Genomic DNA, 2495 nt, shown 5'->3' with positions numbered 1-2495 from the left:
TGTGAAGCGGCATGGAAAAGTGACCCCGTAGCGGGGTGATCGGCGTCCAAAAATGCCCCCCTTACATCGGTGGCCATGATGCTCCCGGGGCAACCGGGAGCAGGTGCGGGATGTTGGTCGTGGAGACAATCGCGAAGATCCGTCGGGCGTATTTTCAGGACAAGAAGCCGATCAAGCAGATCTGCCGGGAGCTGCGCGTATCGCGGAACACGGTGCGCAGGGTAATCAGGTCCGGGGCAACAGAGTTCAGTTACGAGCGCAGCGTTCAACCGCAGCCGAAGATCGGGCCCTGGAAAGACGAGCTCGACCGGATGCTGGCGGAGAATGCCCGCAAGCCTAAGCGGGATCGGCTCACGCGCATCCGGATCTTCGAGGAGCTTCAGTCCCTCGGATACGAAGGCGGCTACGATGCCGTCCGGCGTTATGCTTCGTCGCGGGCGAAGACCGAACGGGAAGCCTCGGCCGCCGCCTACGTGCCCCTGAGCTTTGATCCCGGCGAAGCCTATCAATTCGACTGGAGCCATGAGGTCGTCCTGATCGACGGGGTGACCACGACGGCGAAGGTCGCGCATGTCCGGCTCTGCTACAGCCGGATGCTGTTCGTGCGGGCCTATCCCAGAGAGACACAGGAGATGGTGTTCGACGCGCACGACAAGGCGTTTGCGTTCTTCGGCGGCGCCTGTGCGCGCGGCATCTACGACAACATGAAGACCGCGGTGGACACGGTCTTCGTCGGCCGGGATCGTGCCTGCAATCGCCGCTTCCAGCAGATGTGCGGGCACTACCTCGTCGATCCGGTCGCCTGCACGCCTGCCTCGGGATGGGAGAAAGGCCAGGTCGAGAACCAGGTCGGCGTGGTCCGCCGGCGGTTCTTCGTGCTGGAAGCACGCCTCCGGCGTGACGTGCCGCGGCCGCGGTTCAAGAGCTACGCCGAGCTCAACGCCTGGCTCGAGGATCGCTGTCTTGCTTGGGCCAAGACGCACCCTCATCCCGAGATGCGCGAGCGGACGACGTGGGAGGTCTTCGAGGAGGAACGACCGAGCCTGGTTCCTTATGCCGGGCGGTTCGACGGCTTCCACGCCGTGCCGGCCTCGGTCTCCAAGACCTGTCTCGTCCGGTTCGACAACAACCGATACTCGGTCGACGCCCGGGCTGTCGGCCGGGCTGTCGAGGTCCGCGCCTATGCCGAACGGATCGAGATCTGGCAGGACGGCAGGATTGTCGGCGAGCATGCCCGCGCCTTCGGCCGCGGCAAAGATATCTACGATCCGCTACACTACCTCCCTGTCCTCGCCCGCAAGCCTGGGGCTCTCCGGAACGGGGCGCCGTTCAAAGAGTGGGAATTGCCGGCGGCAATGCGGCGCGTGCAGCGCAAGCTCGGCCGAGTGCCGAACGGCGACCGCCAAATGGTCGAGATCTTGAGCTCGGTCCTGACCGACGGCCTGGACGCGGTGGAGGCGGCCTGCGCCGAGGCGCTGAGCGAGGGCGTTCACTCGTCCGCCGTCGTTCTCAACATCCTCGCCCGGCGCCGGGAGCCCGGGCCGCCGCTGACCATCGCGACACCGGACGCGCTGCGTCTGAGCTGCGAGCCGGTCGCCGATTGCAGACGCTACGACAGCCTCAGGAGACCGGACCATGGAAAGATCGCAGGTGCTGGACGTGATGGGCCAGCTCAAGCTCTACGGGATGAAAGCGGCCTATGACGAGATCATCGCCACCGCCGTGAAGCGGCAGCACGAGCCGCAGAAGATCGTCGGCGACCTTCTGAATGCCGAGATCAGCGAGAAGCAGGCGCGCTCGATCAAATGCCAGATGACCATCGCCAAGCTGCCGCTGGCCAAGGAAATCGACGAGTTCGACTTCGAGGAGACGCCCGTCAACGAGACGCTGGTCCGCGACCTGGCGGGTGGAGACTTCCTCGAGCAGCAGCGCAACGTCGTGCTGATCGGTGGGACCGGGACCGGAAAGTCGCATCTCGCTGTCGGCATCGCCCGGGCCTGCATTCGCAGCGGCAAGCGTGGGCGGTTCTTCAATGTCGTCGACCTCGTGAACAAGCTCGATGCCGAGGCCCGCGCCGATCGCCAGGGCCGCACCGCGGACATCCTGTGCCGGCTCGACTGCGTCATCCTCGACGAACTCGGCTGCCTACCGTTCGCCCAGACCGGCGGTCAGCTGCTCTTCCACCTGATCAGCCGTCTCTACGAGCGCACCTCGATCCTGGCGACCACGAACCTCGACTTCGGCGAATGGCCGAGCGTCTTCGGCGATGCCAAGATGACCACCGCGCTCCTCGACCGGCTCACCCATCACTGCGACATCGTCGAGACCGGCAACGAGAACTGGCGCTTCAAGACCCGAGCCTGAGCCCCGGATCGTCGCTGGCCCGATCCGGCTGCGCCGCCTGGAAGCTACGCCGCCTCGGGCCAGCTCCCCGTGCTCCCAGAGGGGGCAGTTTTGGAGGCCGATAAGGGGTCAAACTTCGGCGCCGATTGACA

At 65.4% G+C, this 2495-nt stretch carries 2 protein-coding genes; both read left to right on the top strand.

The genetic code is table 11. The annotated features are described in order from the left end of the window. Positions 1–110: 110 nt before the first annotated feature. On the top strand, positions 111–1703 hold the full coding sequence (gene istA, locus BLV24_RS21280; RefSeq protein WP_092685679.1) for an IS21 family transposase: 1593 nt from the start codon (positions 111–113) through the stop codon (positions 1701–1703). After that, a complete protein-coding gene (gene istB, locus BLV24_RS21275; RefSeq protein ID WP_092685677.1) occupies positions 1636–2364 on the top strand; it encodes an IS21-like element helper ATPase IstB in 729 nt (242 codons plus the stop codon). Before istA ends, istB begins: the two co-directional genes overlap by 68 nt. The last annotated feature ends 131 nt before the right edge of the window (positions 2365–2495 follow it).

The organism is Albimonas donghaensis (assembly GCF_900106695.1).
Taxonomy (GTDB): Bacteria; Pseudomonadota; Alphaproteobacteria; order Rhodobacterales; family Rhodobacteraceae; genus Albimonas; species Albimonas donghaensis.
The sequence above is the reverse complement of the archived record's forward strand: the minus strand, read 5'-3'. Positions and strand labels throughout refer to the sequence as shown.